The organism is Arthrobacter sp. 9V (genome assembly GCF_902506065.1).
In the GTDB taxonomy this organism is placed as follows: domain Bacteria; phylum Actinomycetota; class Actinomycetes; order Actinomycetales; family Micrococcaceae; genus Arthrobacter.
Genome location: NZ_LR732932.1, coordinates 1 through 1,247, shown reverse-complemented (window position 1 = coordinate 1,247; position 1,247 = coordinate 1). Strand labels below are relative to the sequence as shown.

The following is a 1,247-nucleotide window of genomic DNA, read 5'->3' as shown; positions in this document are numbered from 1 at the left end:
CGTCCTCACCGACGCCGGCATGCCCGCGATCAGCGACCCGGGCTTCCCGCTCGTCGAGGCCGCAGCCGCAGCCGGGGTCACCGTCACCGCGCTGCCCGGGCCGTCGGCCGTGCTGATGGCGCTCGCCGTGTCCGGGCTGCCGACGGACCGCTTCACGTTCGAGGGGTTCCCCACCCGCAAGGCCGGGGAACGCCGTCGCGTGTTCCAGGCACTGGCGGGGGAGCAGCGGACCATGGTGTTCTTCGAGTCGCCGCACCGGCTGGCCGAGACCCTGGCCGACATGGCCGTCGGGTTCGGGGGCGACCGCCGCGCCGCGGTCTGCCGCGAGCTCACCAAGCTCTACGAAGAGGTCCGCCGCGGGCCGCTCGACGAACTCGTCACGTGGGCGTCCGAGGGCGTGCGGGGCGAGATCTGCATCGTCGTCGCCGGGGCCGCCGAGGCCACCGAAGAGGCAACGCTCGACGACGGGGTGCGCCTGGTGCTCGAGCGGGTGGCCGCCGGCATGCGCATGAAGGAGGCCGCCGCGGCGGTCGCGGACGCGACCGGGCTGTCGAAGCGCGACCTGTACGAAGGGGCGCTCGCGGCGCGCTGAGCGGGGCTCATCACGTTCGCGTCCGCCGGTCTGGAGGCGCGGGGCGGGCCCGCAACGGGCCTCCCGTCCGTCAGGTGGGGGCATGCGCTACTTCCGCAGCTCCAGGTACTTCGCGATGAGCGCCTTGGTCGACGGGTCCTGCGCGTCGAGCGCGGCCTGGTCGCCCTCGACGGCCGGCGTGACCTGCAGCGCCAGCTGCTTGCCGAGCTCCACACCCCACTGGTCGAACGAGTCGATGCCCCAGATCGTGCCCTCGGTGAACACGATGTGCTCGTACAGCGCGATGAGCTGGCCGAGCACGCTCGGGGTGAGCTCCGGCGCGATGATCGACGTGGTCGGCTTGTTGCCGGGGAACGTGCGGGCCGCGACGATTCCTTCGTCGGTGGTGCCCTCGGCGCGGGCCTCGGCGGCGCTCTTGCCGAACGCCAGCGCCTTGGTCTGCGCGAAGAAGTTCGCCAGGAACAACGTGTGCACGTCGGTGCCGGGCGCGACGCCCTTGCCGTCGCCGGTCTCGTCCTGCAGCGGACGGGCCGGGTTGGCGACCGTGATGAAGTCGGCCGGGATCAGGCGGGTGCCCTGGTGGATGAGCTGGTAGAACGCGTGCTGGCCGTTCGTGCCGGGCTCGCCCCAGAAGACCTCGCCGGTCTCGGTGGTG

General features: G+C 72.7%; 1 protein-coding gene and 1 pseudogene. One reads left to right on the top strand and one right to left on the bottom strand.

The window, feature by feature from the left end; all coding sequences use genetic code 11:
* Positions 1-592, top strand: a 592-nt coding sequence (gene rsmI, locus BACI9J_RS22445; protein ID WP_159736627.1) for a 16S rRNA (cytidine(1402)-2'-O)-methyltransferase, incomplete at its 5' end; no start/stop codon positions are given.
* A gap of 87 nt (positions 593-679) precedes the next feature.
* On the opposite strand, the pseudogene BACI9J_RS22440 reads toward rsmI, so the two are convergent.
* Positions 680-1,247, bottom strand: a pseudogene (locus tag BACI9J_RS22440) (glucose-6-phosphate isomerase); the annotation flags it as partial.